Here is a 15,660-nt window from a genome sequence, read left to right as displayed (position 1 = left end):
TGGTATAAATTTTAGTTGTGAGCTATGAGCCGTGACCTCTGTATGCCTCATAGCTCACGGCTCATAGCTTCTTAGATTTCCCTCCCAACGTGGCAAATACCACATACAGGCCGGGAATGATAATTACACCGAAAATGGTCCCGATGAGCATTCCGCCCACCGCAGCCGATCCGATGGTCCGGTTACCGATCTCCCCGGCGCCCGAGGCCAGCATCAACGGGATCAGTCCCGCAATAAATGCAAAAGAGGTCATCAGGATAGGCCGTAAACGGGCCTTGGCTGCCTCCACCGCCGCTATCAGCGGGCTTACCTTCTGCTCCTGCTGGATGAGCACGGCAAATTCAACGATCAGGATGGCATTTTTCCCCAGGATACCGATCAGCATCACCATAGAGATCTGGGCATAGATGTTGTTTTCCAGGCCGAACAGCAGGAGGAAGAACAACGCACCGAAGATCCCCACCGGCAGCGAAAGAATAACCGGGAGAGGCAACAGGAAGCTCTCATACTGCGCCGCCAGGATCAGGTACACAAACAGCAGGCACAGGGCAAAGATGATGAAGGTCTCGTTCCCGGCATTGGCCTGGTCACGCGAGGCACCGGCCCAGTCGTACCCGTAGCCTTTCGGCAGGTTTTGAGCCACTTCTTTAATGGCTGTAATGGCCTCCCCGCTACTGTAGCCGGGCGCCGGCTGGCCGTTGATCATGGCCGAAGGGTACATATTGTACCGGGTGATCTGCTCCGGTCCGTATACCTTTTCCACCTTCAGGAAAGACGAATACGGCACCAGCTCTCCTTCATTGTTCTTCACGGTCAGCTTCAGCAGGTCTTCCGGTTCGGCCCGGAACTGCGGTGAAGCCTGTACCATCACTTTATACATCTGCCCGAAACGGATAAAGTTAGTGGCGTATTCTGACCCGATCAGGGTTTGCAGCGTGCTCATGGCATTGTCTGCCGTGATTCCCTTCTGGGCCGCCCGGTCTTCATCAATATCCAGCATAAACTGCGGGAAGCTGGCGTCAAAGGTGGTAAAGGCATTGGTGATCTCCGGGCGTTTGTTCAGCTCGGCCACAAAGGCATCGGTCACCTCCTGCAGATCACCGATCTCATCCGACCCTGACCGGTTCAGCAAACGAAGCTCAAAGCCGCTGGAGTTACCGTAACCCGGCACCGGCGGCGGCCTGAAAAATTCAATGGTCGCATCTTTGATATGCCGCGTCTTTTCTGTCAGCTCTTCAATGATCTGTGCATCAGACTTGTTGCGCTCGCTCCAGTTCTTCAGGCTGATCAGGTTCATCCCGTAAATGGCACCTGTACCTTCTGACAGGGTGCTGAACCCGGAAAGGCTGGAAACCGTACTTACTTCTTCCATGCCGTTTGCAATAGACTGTACCTCGTCAACCACTTTTTCGGTTCTCTCCAGGGTAGCGCCTGACGGCGTGGTGATGTTGGCATAAAACGCCCCCTGGTCTTCTTCCGGTATAAAGCCCGAAGGTACAAAGCTTCCTACCAGGCCCATGGCCACACAAAAAACCGCCAGGACACCAAATGTCACTACGTTACGATTCGCAATCACCCGCAGCAGCCGCTGGTATTTTGAGGCAATGCCGTTATACCAGTTATTGAACCCGTTAAAAAACCGGGCCACCAGCCCCTTCTTCGGTTCGGCGTGTACATCCTTCAGGAAGAGGGCACACAGCGCCGGCGTGAGCGTCAATGCCGTAACCCCCGAAAGCACAATGGCCACCGCCATGGTCAGCGAGAACTGGCGGTAAAAAATGCCCGTAGGGCCTTCCATAAAAGCCACCGGCACAAACACCGCCGACATCACCAGGGTAATGGCAATAATGGCTCCGCTGATCTCCGACATGGCCTCTTCCGTAGCTTTCAGCGGCGACAGGTGCTTACTTTCCATTTTGGCGTGCACCGCCTCAATCACCACAATGGCATTATCCACCACGATACCAATGGCCAGCACCAGCGCAAAAAGCGTGATCAGGTTCAGCGAGAAACCCAGCATCTGCATAAAAAAGAACGTGCCCACCAGTGACACCGGCACCGCTATGATCGGGATCAGCGTGGAGCGGGTATCCTGGAGGAAAATAAAGATCACCAGCGCCACCAGCAGGAACGCTTCCACCAGCGTACGAAGCACCACCGCAATAGAGGCATCCAGGAACGCCGATACATCGTAGCCGATGGTATAATCCATGCCCGGCGGAAAGCTGGTTTCCTTCAGCTCCGCCATCCGGATCTTGATGTTTTCAATCACCTCCTTGGCATTACTTCCGGGCCGCTGCTTGATCATGATGGAGCCGGAAGGCTGCCCGTTTTCCTTCGAGAGCACGTTATAATCCTGGGAGTCAAACTCCACTTCCGCAATGTCCTTCAGGCGCAGGATCTCCCCGTCCGCCTTGCTCCGGATCACCAGCTCTTCATACGCCTGCTGCGAATTTAATTTCCCGGTGTAGCGCAGCACGTACTGGAGCGACTGACCCTCTTTCCCCGAGCTCTCCCCGATCTTCCCGGGAGCGGCCTCCACATTCTGCTCCTTCAGCCTGGCGATCACGTCGTTCGAGGAAATATTGTACATCAGCATCTTTTCCGGGTTCAGCCACACCCGCATGGCGTAATCGCGGCGGCCCATCAGCTCGGCAAATCCCACCCCTTCTATCCGCTTCAGCTCTTTCAGTACATTGATATCCACAAAGTTGAAAAGGAACTTTTCGTCCAGCTCCTTATCATCGCTCAGGATATTCAGGTACATCAGCATGCTGTTCTGCACTTTTTCCACGATCACCCCGGCTTTGATGGCCTCTTCGGGCAGCTCATCCATTACAGAGGTTACCCGGTTCTGCACGTTAACGGCGGCCACATCCGGGTCAATTCCCGCCTTAAAAATAATCTGGATAATCCCGGTACCGTCGTTACCCGAAACAGAGGTCATATACGACATCCCCGGAACCCCGTTAATGGCCTTTTCCAGGGGAGTGATCACCGCCTTTACCACGGCATCGGCATTGGCACCTGTAAACCGCGTGGTTACGTTCACCTCCGGCGGCGCGATGTCGGGATACTGCGTGATAGGCAGCTGCAAAAGAGAGATCGTACCGATAAGAACAATAAGTACCGATATGACGATGGATAACACCGGGCGGTGTATAAACTTTTGAAACATAATACTTACCGGTTAATTCTTTTCTCTACTTCTTCCCTGCTGATCAGCTGCGCAGTAATTTTTTGTCCTGCTTTTACATTCTGCACTCCTTCAAAAAGGATCCTGTCGCCGGGAGCAATCCCGTCATCTACAATGTAATAGTGCGGTACCCGCATCACCGGCTGCAGGGTGCGTTGCTGCAGTACATTCTCCGCATCCAGTACATATACATACAGCTTATCCTGCACTTCAAAAGTAGATCTCTGCGGAACGTGAATGGCATCCGGGATCGTATTGTCCAGGATCACCTTTCCGCTTCCCCCGTGCTTCAGAAGGCGCTCCGGGTTAGGAAAACGTGCCCGGAAAGCAATGTTCCCCGTATTCCTGTCAAATTCACTTTCCGACGTTTCTATCCGCCCTTTATACGGATATTCCATTCCGTTAGCCAGCGAAAGGGTCACTTCGCTGGCGACACCTTCCCCTTCGTTAAGGACGAAATCGAGGTAATCTTTCTCTGAAACATTGAAATAGGTATACACCTCGGCATTGTTGGAGATAGTCGTGAGCAGGGCCCCTTCTTCTACCAGGCTGCCCGCTTTGTTGGGAATCCGGTTGATAATGCCGTCGAAAGGTGCCCGGATCTGCGAGAAAGAAACATTCAGGCGGGCTCTTTCTTCTTCCGAACGGGTTTCGGCTACTTTGGCATTGGCCGCTTCCACACGTGCCGATGCCAGGTCCAGCTCAGCCTTTGAAATAATATTTTTGTCAAAAAGGTTTTTGGAGTTTTCCAGCTCCAGTTTGATGGCTTTTAATTCGGCCTCGGCAATCTTCACCTGGGCCTGGGTCTTGGCCAGTTCCTGCTGGTGCAGAGTGTTGCTGACAGAAAACAGCAATTGTCCGTTTTTAACGAATTGTCCTTCGTCAACGAGCACTTTCTCTACAAAGCCCCGTATCTTTGAACGGATCTCCACATTTTGCTTCGCGTTAATTTCCGCCACAAATTCAGACCGGTTATTGGCCGGTTTAATGATAGGATGAGCTACCGGGAATTTATCCTCCCCTGCCTGATCTGTCTCTCTCTGCTTATCTTTTGAGCAGGAAACCGCAAACAGGGCTATAGCTGTAATAAGAATATAATTCTTCATAAGAAATGAATAAAATAAATAGTGAAACGGGCCAAAACAACAATTGCTATGCGCTTTGACCTTGTAAAGAACTGCGGGAGTTCTGGAAAGAATTAGGAAAAACGGGATTCCGGCGGCGGAGAATGCAGATCCGGGCAAAACGGGGAGAGATTGCTCTCCTCAAAGGGAATTATTCTGTCAGAAGAAATCCGGGCATGACGCGGCAGGGATGCACGGCCATTCAGGCCTAAGGGCACATAATCGGGGTACTCAACCGTCTCCTCCTGGGTCATTTTTTCAGGAATACCGGGCAGGGTCCTGATTTTTTTGAGATAAGAAGACGCCGGAATTTTTATTTCAGACAGGGTATAGCCCGACACGGGCTCCTCTTCCAGGAACCCGGAGCATTCTGACCCCACCCAAAGAACCTGGAGTGCCATCAGTAGCCAGAAAAGCTTTGAAATAAACCTGCCTGTTTGTCTCATACAACCCGCCAAAGATAGTATTTTCTTATCATATATCAATGCTATATAGTTCTGCAAGACCTTACCTTTGTGGGAAAAACGGGAAAAATGGAATTAGGAATAGGAATGTTCGGCGACCTTGCCATCGATAAAATAACCGGGAAATACCAGGATCCGGGGCAAAAGCTCCGGGAGATTCTCGAAGAAATAAAGCTGGCAGACGAGGTGGGCCTGGATGTTTTCGGTGTGGGTGAACACCACCGGCCCGATTACGTGGTATCGTCACCCGAGATCCTGCTGGCGGCAGCGGCTTCGGTCACCCGGAACATAAAGCTGATGAGTACGGTAACCGTGCTGAGCTCTGCCGAACCCGTTAACGTATACCAGAATTTCTCCATGATCGACCTGATCTCAAACGGAAGGGCCGAGATCGGTGTCGGCAGAGGAAGCTTTATCGAATCTTTCCCGCTTTTCGGGTACGATCTGAAAGATTACGATACCCTCTTTGAAGAAAAGCTTGATCTCCTCCTCCAAATCAATGAGCAGGAAAAAGTTACGTGGTCGGGGAAGCTCCGCGCGCCCATGGTCAACCAGACCGTTTATCCCCGTGCCGTTCACCAGGGCCGCCTTCCGGTATGGATCGCGGTAGGCGGAACTCCCGAGTCGGTATTGCGGGCGGCAAAACTCGGGCTGCCGCTGATCCTGGCCATTATTGGCGGAATGCCGGCCCAGTTTAAGCCTTTAATGGATTTTTATAAAGAACAGTACCTGGTGCACGGACATGCCCCTGAAAAAATGCAGGTTGGTATTCACGCCCACTCGCTCGTCAGCGATGATGAACAGGTTTGTGACGGCTATTTTGAGAATTATGCCGTCCAGATGAACCGCATCGGCGCTTCACGGGGCTGGGCACCTTACAGCAGGCACCAGTATAACGGTGGCCGCTCCAGAGACGGGGCCCTGTTTATCGGCGACCCGGCCGCCGTAACCGACAAGATCCTGCATATGCATGAGCTGTTTGGCCTGACCCGCTTTATCGGCCATATGGATGTAGGCGCTCCTGATCATTCCGTGATGATGCGGTCAATAGAGCTGTTCGGCACAAAAGTAGCGCCGGAAGTAAGAAAAGCACTGGCCGCGGGGTAAGAGCCGTCAGGACGCATTGCGGGCATATTTGCCCGCAATAAACCCGATAATCAGGATCTGCAATGCATGAAACAGCATGAGCGGCAGCAGGATGATGCCCACCACAGCCGAACCGCCCCACAAAACTTTGGAAAAGACCGTTCCGTGCACCAGTGACTTTTTGGTGCCGCAGAAAAGGGCCGTGATCCGGTCTTCGCGGTTAAAGCCCAGTTGCCCCGCAACCAGGAAAATCAGCCCGTAGATTATCCCGAAAAACAACAGCACCCACCCGCACAAGACAAAGAAATCGCCTGGCGGTATGCTGCTGAAAATACCGCTTTCAAAAGAGTGTACAAAACTATTGTAAATCACCAGCAATATAACAGCCCGGTCAAACCGGGTAAAGAAAGACCTGAATTGATGCACCGCTCCGGCCAGTCTTTTCTGCAGAAGAAGCCCGGCACTGATGGGAAGCAGGATCTCATAGAGAAGCTTCAGGTAAATGGCCGACATATCGCCGCCGCCGGCCTTCAGGAAAAGACTCATCCACAACGGGGTCATAAAAATGCCGATCAGCCCTGAAATGCTGGCGTTAAAGATGGCTGCGGGAATATTGCCCCCGGCCAGGGAAACCATCACTACCGATGAAGAGACTGTAGACGGCAATGCCGCCAGGAAAAACAATCCCAGCCACATTTCTCTGGCAGAGAAAAAGGGCTTCACCGCCAGCGCCAGCAGTGGAAACACCACAAAGGTGAATACCTGGATCACCAAATGAAGCTTCGGGTTACTTAAGCCGGAACGGATATCGGCCGGGCTCAGCTTTAGCCCGTAAAAGAAAAATACCAGGGAGATCCCCGCACTGGCCAGGGTATCGAGCGGGAGCACGTGCGCCGGTCCCGGGAAGAAGTAGGCTAACCCCACTACCGCCAGCAGGAACAGGATAAAAGGGTCGATCTTCATGCTGAGCTGTGAGCTTTTACAGGAGCAACGTTCCGGCTGGCCGCACTTGCCTGTGCAGGGGCTGCCGGTACTGGTCCGGGCTCCTTCAGGAATTCTGCATCATCAGGGTAACCACGGCCGACAGCTCATTCTTCAGGTCTTTCCTGTCTACAATAAAATCCAGGAAGCCGTGCTCCAGCACAAACTCAGCGGTCTGGAATCCTTTCGGAAGATCTTTCCCGATTGTTTCTTTGATAACTCTCGGGCCCGCAAAACCGATCAGTGAGCCCGGTTCTGCTATGTTCAGGTCGCCCAGCATGGCAAATGAAGCCGTTACACCACCGGTGGTAGGATCAGTCAGCAGGGAGATATACGGAATTTTTGCCTCATCCAGGAGTGCCAGCTTGGCAGACGTCTTGGCCATCTGCATCAGGGAGAAACCGGCTTCCATCATCCGGGCCCCGCCTGATTTGGAGATCATCAGGAAAGGCGTTTTATGCTTCAGCGCATGATCAATACCGCGTGCTATCTTTTCGCCCACCACAGAGCCCATAGATCCGCCTATAAAGCTGAAGTCCATGCAAGACACCGTAAAATTAACCCCGTTAATTTTGCCGTATACGGTGCGGCAGGCATCCTTTAAGCCGGTCTTCTCTACGGTGGCCTTGATCCGTGCCGGATAGGCCTTGGTGTCTACAAAATTCAGCGGGTCACCCGAAGTCATATTTTTATCCAGCTCCGTATATTTCCCCTCATCAAAAAGAATAGTGAAATACGCCTCTGAACCTATCTTATCATGATAGTTGCACTTGGGGCATGTATAGGCATTTTGCTGATGCTCACGGGTCTGAACCACGTTTTTGCATTCCGGACACTGATACCACAAACCGTCTGGGGTTTCGCGCTTCAGCTCCGTGGGAGTACTTATTCCTTTTTCTGTTCTTCTAAACCACGACATAACGTACGATAAGGTAATGGGGAACAAATATAAAGCAAAAAATTAAGTACGATTCAATTTTCCTGCGGCAGATTAATGAATTCGCCGGTCATTTTTAAAATAGGTATTGCTTTGCTCGCCCGAATTCCGGGTCAGGATACCGAAACCCTGGCGAAGGCCCTGGTCATAATTTATGGTAAGAATATCCCCGTTACGGAAGATATACCGGCTGTTCTTCCCGTGCATTTTACCGTTACGGAATCCGCCTTCATAGCGGTCGCCGTTGCTCAGAAATAAAATTCCGTTCCCTGAATATTTACCTGTCTCAAAACCGCCGATGTAGGTGAGCTGCCCGTCTTCCGAAAATTCCCGTCCGTAGCCATGCCGTTTGCCCAGGTGCCAGTCGCCTTCGTACCGCTCAAATGTACGCGAGTTAATGGCGGTACCGCGCCCCTCTGTGCAATTGCCTGCTATGCATCCTGTTTTCATTTCCTTTGCTACCGTTACCGGGGCATCTGTGGCAGCGGTAACTCCCGGGTACAGCTCGCGGGCATTGGTATACCCGGTTTCTATTGCTTTCAGCCTTACGCTTCTCGGGGGGTGCGAGCTCGTGGCATATTCTGTGGTAACGCTTTGAATGGCTGACTGTGCCTCGGCCAGCGTGGCCCCCATCTGGTACATCACAAAGCCGCTGAATTCGTCGGCTTCCAGCTCGCGGTTATGATCAGAGCCACCGCTTTTAATGGTGTGCCCCTGCAGGTGGTGCCCGATCTCATGCGCCAGGATGCTCAATGCCGCCCAGTCGGTTCTGGTCACCGTATTGAGCCGGTTAAAGAAACGGGCATCGTACACAATGAGCCTTTCACCGTTACGGGTGGCCGCAAAGCAATTGTCGGTATTGGGGCACTCCATTACATAGAAGTTCTGCTTCAGGCCCGAGCGCTTCACAATGTTCTCTACGGCCATGGTCACCTCCGGGCGGGTGGTAAAAGCCACCCGGTCACAAATCTCCTTTTCATTAATAGTGGTGCCGAAATAGCTGTTTCCCACTACTATTTCAGCGTTCTGGCAAAAGCTGTTTATCCCCGGGAAAGCAACAAGAAAAAAGATCAGGAAAGCGCGCATAGGCCGGAATCGATATGGAAATTAACGTTCTCCGGCAGGAAAAAGGTATAAAAGGCGGTGATTTTTTAAAGAGCATTTAAACCCTCCTGCTTAAAATCAGGTCAAAGATGTAATAATTCAACATTTAAATGAATCGTTCTTATGAAAACACTTACTATTTCTTTTCTTTTACTGGTCTCCTGCTTAAGCCTGCAGGCGCAGGATCTGGCCGGCAGGAAAATCATTCGGGGTTCTCTGGGAATCAATGTCAATTCCGGTGAAACCGCTACAAACAATACGTACGATGCTTCACTGCTCTACGGAAAAATACGGGCAAATAATACTTACCTGGCCTGGGGAGGTCATTTTACCGGCTCCACACAGGAATATAATAACATAACTAATCAGACCTTCCGGGTAGGGCCGGCCGTAGAATTCGGAAAATTTATTCCATTGGTGGAAAGATTTTACCTCGCCCCTAATTTTGGCGGAACGGCTCAGGCCGCTTTCGGGGATTCCAAAGGGGTCTACATAGGTGCTTATGTCACTCCCCTGAGGTTTATGTATAATTTCTCAAACCATTTCATGCTGACTGCCAGCCTGGGATATGCCGGTGCCAGTTTTAGCCGGATTGCTGAAATTACCCAGTTTTCATTAAGCGGATCACTGGCCAATAACACCAGCTTCGGGGTATTTTATACTTTCAAATAAGCGGCTTCCTGCAGAAGGTGCACCTTTATTGCACCTTCTGCAGGTAATCTACCAGCAGCCTTATTCCATAGCCGGTGGCCGATTTCATGGATCCGAAGTCGGAGTCGGCAAAGGCCGTGCCGGCAATATCAAGATGCGCCCATGCCGGGTGCTCACGCGTGAATTCTTCCAGGAATTTAGCCGCATTGATGGCCCCTCCGATCGGGGAGCCGGCCAGGTTCTTCAGATCGGCAATATCTGATTTAAGCGCATCTTTGTAGTCGTCCCAGTGCGGCATCCGCCATACTTTCTCACCGGTGCTGAGCCCCGAAGAAAAAAGATCGCCGGCCAGGCTGTCATTGGGCGAGATCAGGGCCGCTGCCTTATAACCCAGGGCCATGATGGCATTGCCCGTAAGCGTAGCCAGGTCAATTAAAACATCGGTTTTGAAATGATCGGTTATGTAGCTCAGGGCATCGGCCAGGATCAGCCGCCCTTCCGCATCGGTGTTGATCACTTCTATGGTTTTCCCTGAATACGAGCCGATCACATCTCCCGGCTTGATGGCATAGCTGTCGATACAGTTTTCCGTGATGGGAATGGCCCCGATGAGGTTAACGGGAAGTTTTAATTTCGCCGCCATTTCTATCGTGCCGGCCACGGCCGCCGCCCCGCCCATATCTGACTTCATGTAATTCATGTTATCGCCGGGCTTTAGTGAAACGCCGCCGGTATCAAACGTCACGCCTTTGCCCACCAGCCCGATGGTTTTCCGCGCTTCCGGATGGCTGTATTTCAGGATACAGAACAGGGGCGGATTCTCACGGCTGCCCCGGCCTACACCCAGCAGGGCATGCATGCCCAGCGTTTCACAGGCCTTTGCATCGTATACCTCCACCCCGTAGCCGCTTTGCTTTCCGGCTTCTGTGATCCATTGGGCCAGGATCTGCGGCGTTTTATAATTACCGGGTGCGTCGCCCCATTTCATGATCCGCATCTGGGCTTCGGCAAAATAACGCCCTTTTAAAATGGCCGCCTCCGCTACCGGGATCCCGAAAGCAAAGCCGGGCGCCTCATCGTACCAGTCCGGCTTCCGGTCGTTCCTGTTCTTCAGCACACCTATCTCGTACTGCCCGAGGTAAATGCCCTGGCTGATTTCCGATACATATCCCGTCATTTCTTCCCCCGTAAGCTTAACCGTCACTTTGCCTTTCAACCGGGCCTTCTGCTTGTAAAAAAAGCTTCTGACCGCCCGGATCACCGATGTGCCGTCTTTTTTATTCCCCAGGCCCAATACATAATGCCGGTTTCCGTCAGCATCAATATAAAACACCTGCTCCCCCGCTTTCCCGCTAAAGTTTTCAAAATAAGCAGACGAGGATAAAACAGAAGCGGTGTCAGCTCCTTCAAAGACAGGAATAAAAAAGTTCATTGTATTGCGTTTTGATCAGGGTACAAATATACACTCAAAACGGGAGAATTACCGCCAGCGGTTTAGATACGGCAGCCAGGTGCTTTCAATATTTCCGGAGTAGTCTCTGACAAACATCACGAAGGTAGGACGAAACGGCTTTTGCTTTAGCGGCATACCCGCTTCTTCCGGCAGGCAGTCACCCTTCCTTGAATTGCAGTTCCGGCAGGCTGCTACCAGGTTATCCCAGCTGGTTTTGCCGCCCCTCGACTTGGGCAGCACGTGGTCTAAGGTGAGGTCTTTGGAAGATCCGCAGTACTGGCACTGGTGGTGATCTCTTTTAAAAATATTGTGACGGTTCAGCACAATGCTTTTGTAGGGAACCTTCACGTAACTGTGCAAACGAATGATGGTGGGAAGGGAATAAACCGACGATACGGTTCTGAGGCATGCTGTACCCGCTTCCGCGACCATCTCTGCCTTGTTAAGATAAACCAGTAAAAATGCCTTAGGTACAGTGCAGACGCTTATAGCACTGTAGTCGGCATTCAGAACTAACACTTGCCGCCCCATGTACAGTTTAGGATTGTTTTTCTGCAAGCCGAAACTAGCGGATAATTTTCATTTTACCAAATAATGAAATCATTAAATAATCCTTTGATAAACAATGTTCTACTTTCTGCGGATGCGCAAAACGGTCCCGTCACGATGTCTCATTCAACACAAAAGTGCCCAAATGCATAAAAATTTGTCGCGATAAGTTGTATTTTTGACCCCTACTTTTATTTTACCCGGAGCTATCCGGTATTTTTCTGTTTTGTATGAAAATTTCAACTCCCGGCAGGATCTGCCTTTTCGGAGAGCACCAGGATTACCTGGGTCTGCCGGTAATTGCCGCAGCCATTTCCCGAAGAATTCATGTTCACGGGGAAAAAAGAGCCGACAATACCATCCATATCCACATGCCGGATATCCGGTCTGAAGAAATATTCCTGCTCGAGCCCGAGCTCAGGTACGCCAAAGAGCGTGATTACTTCAAATCAGCCATTAATGTGCTGCGGAGGCACGGCTACGGGTTCGAGACCGGTTTTGACGTTCACGTAACGGGCAATATTCCTATCAATTCAGGAACGTCAAGCTCCTCTGCCCTGCTGGTATCCTGGATTCACTTCCTGGCCCGGATGGCCGATGTGAAGCCGGCCGAAACGGTATCGCGTTTTGACATTGGCAAATTTGCCGTAGAAGCAGAAGTGCTGGAATTCGGGGAACCCGGCGGAATGATGGATCAGTATTCTACCGCCCTCGGAAATATCATGTACCTCGAAACCGTGCCTGAGCCCATGGCGCTGTCTTATCCCGTGAAGCTGGGTACGTTTGTGCTGGGCGACTCCCTGGAGCCCAAAGATACGCTGGGCATTCTCAAGCATGTCAAATTCGGTATGCTCGATATCATCCGCCGGCTTAATACTTCAGGCAGGGCCTTCGATCTTCATACCTTCCCGGCCGGAGAAGCCGGGCGTTTCCGGTCAGAACTCTCCGCAGAGCAGTTCCGGTTGCTGGAGGGCAACCTTTCCGACCGCGATATCCTGCGCGAGGCGCGGACCATGTTTGCCGCTGATACCGTTGATAAAACCCGGGTTGGCGAGCTGCTGAACATTCACCAGGACAGCCTGCGCGATGCCAAAAAAGTATCTACTCCCAAAATTGACCGCATGGTGGAAGCCTCTTTAAACGCCGGTGCCCTGGGAGCCAAGATCAATGGCTCAGGCGGCGGCGGATGCATGTTTGCCTATGCGCCGAATAACCCCGAAGCCGTGGCAGAAGCCATTGAGCGGGAAGGCGGAAAGCCCTATATCATTGAGGTAGACGAAGGCACAAGGGTGGATTAGGCTACAGGGCGGAAAGCCGCTGCTTCACCACTTCGTTCAGGTAATCTTCCACCTCACCCGTATCTCCGGGTGCGCACCAGGCTTTGACCGAATATACAATGGTGGCCCAGTCTTCGGAGTTGAGCGAAACCCGGGGAGCCGGCGACCGGTGAATTTTTTCATTCTGGGCACATGCCGTCAGGATGATATTCTTTACGGTCTCAATGTCTTTCTCATGCGGCACCTTAAAATTCAGCTCTATCCGCAGCTCCCCGTTCCCGGAGATATTAACAATAGGGCCCGAGGTAATGGAATTGTTGGGAATGATCACCCTCTTATTCTCTTTGGTCAGCAAAACCGTATTAAAAATCAGGATCTCCTTCACTATCCCCGTGTACCCGGCTATGGTTACGCTGTCGCCGATCTGGTAAGGCTTAAACGCCAGGATCATCACACCGCTGGCAAAATTAGAAAGATTGCCCTGCATAGCCAGTCCTATAGCCAGCCCGGCACCTCCCAGCAAAGCCACAAATGAGGTGGTTTCAATACCAAATTTGGCCGCCGCACTGATCAGCACCATGATCTTGATCAGGATAGAGATCAGCGACCCCATGAAAGGTATCACATTGGGATTCACATTTCTCCTGTCGAGGATGGCCATCAGCCAGCTTCTTATCCGGTTAGCCAGCCAGAAGCCCACAATCAGCGTCAGCACGGTAATCACTATTTTGGGCATATAGGCCCATGCCACCGAAAGAAGCTTTTCTACAAGATGCTCAGGATTTGCCAGTTGTACTTTCATAACCGCAAAGTAAGCAAAACACCCGCAAAAAAGAGGAATTATTCCCCTGATTGTCAGAAAATTATTTATGATACTTCGTAAATGAACAGAAAACCTCTATCTTTGCAATCCTTTTCAGAAGGAATTCATTATCTAATTAAATTTCAGCAGAATAGCCCGGTCTGCTGATGTACGAAGGGCACATTTTTATGACAGATCAACAATTCCCTGCGTTTGACTGGGACAAAGTAACCAAAAAAGGTATTGGTGGTGGCTATTCTGCAGATCAGAAGGCCGAGCTCGAAAAACTGTACGGAGAAACCTTCTCTCCGATCGAAGAAAAAGATGTGGTAGAGGCACTTGTTGTGGGTGTAAGCGACAGGGAAGTACTGCTGAACATCGGGTTTAAATCTGACGGTATTGTATCCCGTTCAGAATTTCGTGACCTGCCTGATCTTAAGGTAGGCGACAAAGTAGAAGTTTTCATTGAAAAGCAGGAAGATGCGCTGGGTCAGCTGGTGATTTCCCGCAAGAAAGCAAGAATCCTGACCGCATGGTCTAAAATTGAGCAGGCGCTTGAAACCGATGTTATCGTGGATGCCCTGATCAAACGTCGTACAAAAGGAGGTCTGATCGTTGATATCTACGGAATTGAGGCGTTCCTGCCCGGTTCACAGATCGACGTTAAGCCTATCCGTGACTTCGACGTATTTGTAGGAAAACGCATGGAAGTTAAAGTGGTGAAAATCAACCACACTAACGATAACGTAGTGGTATCCCACAAAGTACTGATCGAGAAAGATCTTGAATCACAAAGACAGCAGATTCTTACTAACCTGGAAAAAGGACAGGTGCTTGAAGGGGTGGTTAAAAACATCACTAACTTCGGGGTGTTCATTGACCTGGGCGGTGTTGACGGTCTGCTTCACATTACCGATATCTCGTGGGGCCGCGTGAACCATCCGAACGAAGTACTTAACCTGGATGACAAGATCAAGGTGGTTGTACTTGACTTCGACGATGAGAAAAAACGTATCTCTCTGGGTATGAAGCAGCTGGAGGCCCATCCTTGGGATTCACTGGCGCAAAACCTGGAAGTAGGCTCTAAAGTAACCGGTAAAATTGTAAATATTGCCGATTACGGTGCGTTCCTCGAGCTGAAGCCGGGAGTAGAAGGCCTGATCCACGTTTCAGAAATGTCGTGGTCTCAGCACCTGAGAAACCCGTCTGACTTCCTCCAGATCGGAGACGAAATCTCTGCCGTGGTTCTTACCCTCGACAAAGAAGAAAGAAAAATGTCTCTGGGCATCAAGCAGCTGACAGAAGACCCCTGGACCAAGCAGGATCTGCTGGCTAAATATGCCATCGGAACCCGCCACACCGGTACCGTGAGAAACCTGACCAACTTCGGCCTGTTCCTGGAACTGGAAGAAGGTATTGACGGCCTGGTACACGTATCTGACCTGTCATGGACCAAAAAGATCAAGCATCCTTCTGACTTCGTGAAGATCGGTGATACCCTTGAAGTAGTGGTTCTTGAGCTGGATGTTGAAAACCGCAGGCTGGCCCTGAGCCACAAGCATATCGAAGAGAATCCATGGGATACGTTCGAGTCGGTTTTTGAAGTAGGTACCGTACATGACGCCAGCATCATTGCCAAGTCAGATAAAGTGGTTACCCTTGAGCTGCCTTACGGTATTGAAGGAACCGCTTCTCTTAAAGGAATCGTAAAAGAAGACGGCTCAGTAGCGGAAGTAGGTGAAAAGCTGAAATTCGAAGTGACCGAATTCAACAAAGAAGAGAAGAAAATTGTTCTTTCTCACACCAGAACCTGGGAAGCTCCTTCCGAAGAGCCTGAGAAAAAGAAAAGCGGAAAATCAGCGGAGAAAGTGAAGCTTCCTGAAGCTGAAAAATCAACGCTGGGAGATATCTCTGCTCTTGCTGCCCTGAAAGATCAGCTGGTAAGCGAAGAAGCCGCCTCCAAGAAAAAGGCTGCCTCTAAGAAGAAAGCTGAAACAGAAGAATAATCGGATCATCCGGATATTAAAAACGGCCCG

At 51.0% G+C, this 15,660-nt stretch carries 13 protein-coding genes; 4 read left to right on the top strand and 9 right to left on the bottom strand.

Annotation, left to right across the window (positions count from 1 at the left end):
• Window positions 1-61: 61 nt before the first annotated feature.
• The 3 genes from AB2U10_RS09755 to AB2U10_RS09745 form a co-directional block, all read right to left on the bottom strand.
• Window positions 62-3,178 (bottom strand): efflux RND transporter permease subunit, encoded by a 3,117-nt coding sequence (locus AB2U10_RS09755; protein WP_367913906.1) that lies wholly within the window; start codon window positions 3,176-3,178, stop codon window positions 62-64.
• A gap of 5 nt (window positions 3,179-3,183) precedes the next feature.
• Window positions 3,184-4,302, bottom strand: coding sequence for an efflux RND transporter periplasmic adaptor subunit (locus AB2U10_RS09750; protein ID WP_367913905.1), 1,119 nt, complete (start codon window positions 4,300-4,302; stop codon window positions 3,184-3,186).
• Window positions 4,303-4,394: 92 nt separating this feature from the next.
• Window positions 4,395-4,721, bottom strand: coding sequence for a hypothetical protein (locus AB2U10_RS09745; protein ID WP_367913904.1), 327 nt, complete (start codon window positions 4,719-4,721; stop codon window positions 4,395-4,397).
• 132 nt (window positions 4,722-4,853) lie between these two features.
• Between AB2U10_RS09745 and AB2U10_RS09740 the strand changes: the two genes are divergently transcribed.
• Window positions 4,854-5,891: an LLM class flavin-dependent oxidoreductase gene (locus tag AB2U10_RS09740; RefSeq protein WP_367913903.1), complete on the top strand. Its 1,038-nt coding sequence runs from the start codon at window positions 4,854-4,856 to the stop codon at window positions 5,889-5,891.
• Between the two features lie 6 nt (window positions 5,892-5,897).
• Here the strand turns inward: AB2U10_RS09740 and AB2U10_RS09735 are convergent, their stop codons facing one another.
• The 3 genes from AB2U10_RS09735 to AB2U10_RS09725 form a co-directional block, all read right to left on the bottom strand.
• Window positions 5,898-6,833, bottom strand: coding sequence for a bile acid:sodium symporter family protein (locus AB2U10_RS09735; RefSeq protein WP_367913902.1), 936 nt, complete (start codon window positions 6,831-6,833; stop codon window positions 5,898-5,900).
• 85 nt (window positions 6,834-6,918) lie between these two features.
• A complete protein-coding gene (gene accD, locus AB2U10_RS09730) occupies window positions 6,919-7,770 on the bottom strand; it encodes an acetyl-CoA carboxylase, carboxyltransferase subunit beta (RefSeq protein ID WP_367913901.1) in 852 nt (283 codons plus the stop codon).
• A 72-nt stretch (window positions 7,771-7,842) separates the two neighbouring features.
• The gene (locus tag AB2U10_RS09725) at window positions 7,843-8,874 is read right to left on the bottom strand and encodes an MORN repeat-containing protein (protein WP_367913900.1); all 1,032 of its coding nucleotides are present in this window, start codon (window positions 8,872-8,874) and stop codon (window positions 7,843-7,845) included.
• Between the two features lie 141 nt (window positions 8,875-9,015).
• Here AB2U10_RS09725 and AB2U10_RS09720 point away from each other — a divergent pair, with 141 nt between their 5' ends.
• On the top strand, window positions 9,016-9,564 hold the full coding sequence (locus AB2U10_RS09720; protein ID WP_367913899.1) for a hypothetical protein: 549 nt from the start codon (window positions 9,016-9,018) through the stop codon (window positions 9,562-9,564).
• Window positions 9,565-9,589: 25 nt separating this feature from the next.
• Here the strand turns inward: AB2U10_RS09720 and AB2U10_RS09715 are convergent, their stop codons facing one another.
• Window positions 9,590-10,975, bottom strand: a complete 1,386-nt coding sequence (locus AB2U10_RS09715; protein WP_367913898.1) for a leucyl aminopeptidase family protein — start codon at window positions 10,973-10,975, stop codon at window positions 9,590-9,592.
• Between the two features lie 48 nt (window positions 10,976-11,023).
• Window positions 11,024-11,527 carry an HNH endonuclease gene (locus AB2U10_RS09710; RefSeq protein WP_367913897.1) on the bottom strand — a complete coding sequence of 168 codons (504 nt, stop codon included), beginning with the start codon at window positions 11,525-11,527 and terminating at the stop codon, window positions 11,024-11,026.
• Window positions 11,528-11,775: 248 nt separating this feature from the next.
• Here AB2U10_RS09710 and AB2U10_RS09705 point away from each other — a divergent pair, with 248 nt between their 5' ends.
• Window positions 11,776-12,843 carry a GHMP family kinase ATP-binding protein gene (locus AB2U10_RS09705; RefSeq protein ID WP_367913896.1) on the top strand — a complete coding sequence of 356 codons (1,068 nt, stop codon included), beginning with the start codon at window positions 11,776-11,778 and terminating at the stop codon, window positions 12,841-12,843.
• 1 nt (window position 12,844) lies between these two features.
• Here AB2U10_RS09705 and AB2U10_RS09700 read toward each other — a convergent pair whose 3' ends face one another.
• Window positions 12,845-13,624, bottom strand: coding sequence for a mechanosensitive ion channel family protein (locus tag AB2U10_RS09700; RefSeq protein WP_367913895.1), 780 nt, complete (start codon window positions 13,622-13,624; stop codon window positions 12,845-12,847).
• 188 nt (window positions 13,625-13,812) lie between these two features.
• Between AB2U10_RS09700 and rpsA the strand changes: the two genes are divergently transcribed.
• Complete coding sequence (gene rpsA / locus AB2U10_RS09695) at window positions 13,813-15,630, top strand: 30S ribosomal protein S1 (RefSeq protein WP_367913894.1); 1,818 nt, start codon at window positions 13,813-13,815, stop codon at window positions 15,628-15,630.
• Window positions 15,631-15,660: the final 30 nt, after the last annotated feature.

The sequence above is a fragment of the Leadbetterella sp. DM7 genome (assembly GCF_040829825.2).
Classification (GTDB): domain Bacteria; phylum Bacteroidota; class Bacteroidia; order Cytophagales; family Spirosomataceae; genus Leadbetterella.
The sequence above is the reverse complement of the archived record's forward strand: the minus strand, read 5'-3'. Positions and strand labels throughout refer to the sequence as shown.

Excerpts from the sequence above, each read along its gene's own strand:
- AB2U10_RS09745 (WP_367913904.1), bottom strand. The coding sequence starts at position 4,721 with ATGGCACTCCAGGTTCTTTGGGTGGGGTCAGAATGCTCCGGGTTCCTG.
- AB2U10_RS09705 (WP_367913896.1), top strand. The coding sequence starts at position 11,776 with ATGAAAATTTCAACTCCCGGCAGGATCTGCCTTTTCGGAGAGCACCAG.
- AB2U10_RS09710 (WP_367913897.1), bottom strand. The coding sequence starts at position 11,527 with ATGGGGCGGCAAGTGTTAGTTCTGAATGCCGACTACAGTGCTATAAGC.
- rpsA (WP_367913894.1), top strand. The coding sequence starts at position 13,813 with ATGACAGATCAACAATTCCCTGCGTTTGACTGGGACAAAGTAACCAAA.
- AB2U10_RS09725 (WP_367913900.1), bottom strand. The coding sequence starts at position 8,874 with ATGCGCGCTTTCCTGATCTTTTTTCTTGTTGCTTTCCCGGGGATAAAC.
- AB2U10_RS09735 (WP_367913902.1), bottom strand. The coding sequence starts at position 6,833 with ATGAAGATCGACCCTTTTATCCTGTTCCTGCTGGCGGTAGTGGGGTTA.
- AB2U10_RS09715 (WP_367913898.1), bottom strand. The coding sequence starts at position 10,975 with ATGAACTTTTTTATTCCTGTCTTTGAAGGAGCTGACACCGCTTCTGTT.
- AB2U10_RS09750 (WP_367913905.1), bottom strand. The coding sequence starts at position 4,302 with ATGAAGAATTATATTCTTATTACAGCTATAGCCCTGTTTGCGGTTTCC.
- AB2U10_RS09740 (WP_367913903.1), top strand. The coding sequence starts at position 4,854 with ATGGAATTAGGAATAGGAATGTTCGGCGACCTTGCCATCGATAAAATA.
- accD (WP_367913901.1), bottom strand. The coding sequence starts at position 7,770 with ATGTCGTGGTTTAGAAGAACAGAAAAAGGAATAAGTACTCCCACGGAG.
- AB2U10_RS09720 (WP_367913899.1), top strand. The coding sequence starts at position 9,016 with ATGAAAACACTTACTATTTCTTTTCTTTTACTGGTCTCCTGCTTAAGC.
- AB2U10_RS09700 (WP_367913895.1), bottom strand. The coding sequence starts at position 13,624 with ATGAAAGTACAACTGGCAAATCCTGAGCATCTTGTAGAAAAGCTTCTT.
- AB2U10_RS09755 (WP_367913906.1), bottom strand. The coding sequence starts at position 3,178 with ATGTTTCAAAAGTTTATACACCGCCCGGTGTTATCCATCGTCATATCG.